We start from the raw sequence: 4435 nt of genomic DNA, 5'->3' as shown, positions 1-4435 counted from the left end.
GGATACCACCCTCGAACATTCGGAGTCCTACTCGATGAATGCGTCCGCCGGTTGTGCGGCGCGCCGCTCGGTGATGTTTGGCACCGGGAAATAGCGACGCCCCTGGAACTCGACGTCTGGATCGGCCTGCCCGCACCTGCCTTTTCACGCGTCGCCACCGTCTATGCCGGTAGATTTATTCAAAAACCTGAAGAACAAGATTTTAATAAGGCTTTTTCCGACGCCTCCTCACTCACACGGCGCGCGTTCGACAGCGTGCGCGGGCTGAATGCCGTGCACGAAATGAATGATCCAGCAGCGTGGGTGCTGGGACAGCCGGCCTTTGGCGGGGTGGCCTCCGCCCGCGGACTGGCCCGATTTTACCATGCGCTGACCACCGGCGAGAGCGGGATCTTTTCCGAGACCGTCCGCCGCTGGGCCGAAACCACGCTGTGCGACGGAAACGACCGTGTCCTGCACCTGCCGACGGCCTTTTCGGCAGGCTTTCAAAAAGACCCAATGGGAACAGGCCACGAGCCACAACGCTCCCACTACGGCCCTCGCCCCCGGGCCTTCGGCCACCCCGGCGCCGGCGGCAGCCTGGCTTGGGCGGATCCAGATCGACGTCTGGGATGCGCTTACGTCATGAACTTGATCGCCCCCGGCGTCATGCCGGGCGAACGCGCCCTCTCGCTCGTCCGGGCCATCGGTTGATACCCCCACCGATCAGGCCCACTCAAAATCGTAAACCCGTACCCGGGCCCACATCGGCTTGCACGCCTCTACAAATGCCGTGTGCACGGGATGTGCTTGGTAAATATCCTGCTCAGCGAGACTAGCAAAATCGAGTTCCAGCGCCCAATCGTAGCTGTCATCAATGACTTCGCGTTTCGGAGTGGCCGCAGGCCGACCGATGAGCGCCCGAGTTGCCCCCGGAATGTCCAGCAGCGTACGGAGCCCCGCCTCAAAGGCAGCTCGTTCGTCCGCGCTGAGGTCAGGGCGAAGCCAGAAAAAGACAGTGTGGGTCATAGTGTAGCCGTAGGATTGATTGAAGAAATAACGAACAAGAAGCGGAAAAAACGGGCTTGGATGATCCGAATGCCCCACCCTTTCCGATCTATTAGATTCTCGGAAAACGACTGACAATGATTATTTCTTCGTCGTTTTTTGTCGCCACAGCCCCTTCCACAGCCCTCATCTCAAACTCTTTCCGCCCCTACGAGGCAAATTGAACACGACGTTTCCGATTCTATACCCCGTTGGGGCATCGCGCCCCAACGTTTCGGCGGAACCCCGTTGGAGCTTATCGAACACCGCGTTTCCGTCACCATGCCCCAACAGGGCAAATCGAACACCACGTTTCCCTTCCTCTCCGTGAGCCACGCCCGACTGATTCGTAGGGGTATTTTTGAGAACGGCAAAATCCACTGGATTTTAGGAGCTGTATGTCGAGGATAGCGCGTCTCAAACTTATTGTGCATCCCATGGCTGACTCCACTTCATCCCCGACCACGCCCGCCAACGAGGCGAGCATCCCCGCGCTCAACCTCACCTTCGCCTTCTGGCTGCTCCGACTCTTCATGGGCATGCGCCTCATCATGTCGGCTCTAGAGAAAATGGGATATTTTGTTGGCAAAGGCACGGCCACCGTCAGCGAAGCCCTGAAATTGGAACAGTGGTTTGGCCGCAGCGGCCTCGGCACCAAAGTGGAAGTGGACGGCAAGGAAGCATTTCTCAACATGGGATTTGGTGATGGCAAAATGTGGCCGATTGCCAAGGCCATGCTTGATTACAGCATGCTGCCGGCGTGGATGATCAAGCCATTCATGATCGGTCTGCCTTACGCCATGCTGGTTTCAGGTTTGCTGATTCTTTTGGGCTTGTTCAACCGCCTCGGCTGGTTCCTTGCGGGCCTGATCTGGTTCAGTCTGGCTTTTGGCCAGATGTTGCTGCCGGACGAAGGTACAGTGCAGCAGCTGGGATTGTACGTCTTCGTCTGCGCCCTGGCCCTGACGATGATCAATCATAACCGCATCCGTCTGACCAAATTTTAGCGTTAACTCAGTCACACCTACCATTCTTGCCATGACTGTCGCCGATCCTCACTCCACTTCATCCGCTTCGCCGGACACCGCTGCGATCCCCAGCCTCTCGCGGCGCACATTCCTCCGCTCCGCCAGCGTCGGGGCGGCGGCGGTCACGTTCGGCGCCGGCGGCGCCTTCGCCCAAGCCCCGAGCAAACAACTCAACATCGCCATCGTCGGCTGCGGTGAACAAGGACTCGCCCAAATCAATGCCATGCGCGAACTCGTGCTCAATGGCTCCGTGCGCGTTCTCGCCATGGCCGATCCCTGGCAGTTCAACCTCGACTACCGCGCCAATAGCTTCGAAAAACTAGTCAAAGGCGCCAAGGTCAATCGCTATAGCGACCTCAGCGAACTGCTCGCCAAGGAGGAATCTCTCGACGCGGTTTTCATCGCGAGCCCCGATTACCTCCACGAGCCCCACACCACCATGGCCCTCAAGGCCGGGAAACACGTGTATTGCGAAAAAATGATGTCCAATACGGTCGAAGCCGCCCGTAAAATGGTCATCTCCCAACAAGAAACCGGCAAATTGTGCCAAGTCGGCCACCAGCGGCGTAGCAATCCACGCTACCTGCGCCTGAGACAGGAAATCATCGGCGCGCCCGACGGCACCGCGAAAAACCTCACCGGCAAAAGCCTCTTGGGAGAAATCACCCATGCCTACGCCCAGTGGAATCGCGAGGTCAAACCACCACTCGGTTTCCCGAAAAAGTTCCCCATGCCCCCCGAAGCACTCGCCACTCTCGGGTACGAAAACATGGAGCAGTTCCGCAACTGGCGGTTCTACAAAAAATTCGGTGGCGGCGCGATTTCCGACCTCGGCGCCCACCAGATCGACCTCTTTAACTGGATGCTGGGCACCACACCGGTCAGCATCACCGCCACTGGCGGGCGCGACTACTACGACGGCAAAGGACTCATGCCTGACGGTCAAAACGTCCGCCCGGCCTACGAGACCGACGACAACGTCATCGTCACCTACGAATACAACGTCAACGGCCGCACCGTTCGCTGCATCTACACCGTCCTCACTACCACTAGCTCCCAAGCCATCTATGAAAAATTCATGGGTGACCAAGCTTCGGTCGTCATCTCAGAAGACTTGAAAAATAACCAAGTCTACCGCGAAAATAACGCCCTGTGGGACGGCCAGCAACTGGTGGAAGCGGGCACTCTGGCCTCCATCCCCGGCTCGGTGCACCACAAATTCTGGGAATCCCCCAAACCCTGGTGGCAGGAAGACAAGTGGCTCACCAAGGTCGGTGTCAAAGCCGGAGCCGTCGACGCCCGGGAATCAAAAGCCACCGGCGCCTATGAACTGCCAGAGGTTCTGAACAAACTCCCTCACACCCCGCACATCGAAAACTTCGTCAAATGCTGTTTGGAAGGGAAAAGTCAGACAGATTTGAATTGTCCCGTCGCCGATGCCTACAAGACGTGCGTGACGGTTCTGAAATGCAATCAAGCGATTGCCGAAAAGAAGACCATCATTTTCGATCCATCTGAATTTGCGGTCTGATTCAACGTCTGACTGTCATCCTACACTAATTATCTATGCATCCATTGCTCCACCGTTCACGTCTCGGCCTGGCCACCACCTTCGCCGTTGTCGCCACCGCCGCACCCGTGGCTTTCGCCGACACCGCCAAGGAAGAACTCAAGGTTGAATTCCCCAAAGCCCAGTTCGTTGGCACACCGGTTCCCGTAGGCGGCATCAAAAATCTCGAAGCCACCGGCAAACCCATCAAGACCCTGAGTGTCAGCAAGGGCACCGCCCTGCTCTCCAAGGAGAAGGATGTCACCTCCAGCGAAACCGCCCCATCCATCGGCGACCTCACCCTCGTCTCGGACGGCGATAAGGACGGAGCCGACGGGTCGTTCGTCGAGCTCGGGCCCGGCCAACAATGGGTGCAACTCGACCTCGGGTCGCCATCCACCATCTCGGCCGTCGCCGTCTGGCACTTCCACAAACAAGCCCGGGTCTACAAAGACGTCCTCATCGAAGTCAGCAATGATCCGGAATTCAAAACCAGCACCATCATCTTCAATAATGACGATGATAATTCCCTGGGCAAAGGCGCCGGTAAAGACCCGTCGTACGTCGAAACCAACCATGGCCGTCTCATCAGCGGCAAAGAGGCCAAAGGCCAATACGTTCGCGCCTGGTCCAATGGCAACCACGTCGATGACTTGAATCACTACGTCGAGATCGAAGTCTACGGCGTTCCAGCGAAATAACGCTCTTAGCGATCGCGCATTCCCGGCGGCAAAGCCGCTCATCCCGGCGGCAAAGCCGCTCATCCCGGCCGCAAAGCCGGGGAAAATCAGCTCAAAGTCCGTGGTCAAGGTCATCTTGCCACGGACTTTTC

5 protein-coding genes are annotated in these 4435 nt (G+C 57.8%); 4 read left to right on the top strand and 1 reads right to left on the bottom strand.

Annotated elements, in window-relative coordinates:
• On the top strand, positions 1-693 hold a 693-nt coding region (locus AC4DF4_RS18655), incomplete at its 5' end, for a serine hydrolase domain-containing protein (RefSeq protein WP_490049602.1).
• A 12-nt stretch (positions 694-705) separates the two neighbouring features.
• On the opposite strand, the gene AC4DF4_RS18650 is transcribed toward AC4DF4_RS18655, so the two are convergent.
• Positions 706-1008, bottom strand: coding sequence for a Dabb family protein (locus AC4DF4_RS18650; protein WP_490049601.1), 303 nt, complete (start codon positions 1006-1008; stop codon positions 706-708).
• Positions 1009-1463: 455 nt separating this feature from the next.
• On the opposite strand from AC4DF4_RS18650, the gene AC4DF4_RS18645 reads away from it, so the two are divergent.
• Genes AC4DF4_RS18645 through AC4DF4_RS18635 form a run of 3 tightly spaced genes read left to right on the top strand, consistent with a single transcriptional unit; the run spans position 1464 to position 4304 of the window.
• Positions 1464-2033: a hypothetical protein gene (locus AC4DF4_RS18645; protein ID WP_490049600.1), complete on the top strand. Its 570-nt coding sequence runs from the start codon at positions 1464-1466 to the stop codon at positions 2031-2033.
• A 31-nt stretch (positions 2034-2064) separates the two neighbouring features.
• Complete coding sequence (locus AC4DF4_RS18640; RefSeq protein WP_490049599.1) at positions 2065-3585, top strand: Gfo/Idh/MocA family oxidoreductase; 1521 nt, start codon at positions 2065-2067, stop codon at positions 3583-3585.
• Between the two features lie 35 nt (positions 3586-3620).
• Positions 3621-4304, top strand: coding sequence for a galactose-binding domain-containing protein (locus AC4DF4_RS18635; RefSeq protein WP_490049598.1), 684 nt, complete (start codon positions 3621-3623; stop codon positions 4302-4304).
• The last annotated feature ends 131 nt before the right edge of the window (positions 4305-4435 follow it).

The organism is Luteolibacter sp. (genome assembly GCF_058122085.1).
This window is presented reverse-complemented; position numbering and strand designations above follow the sequence as displayed.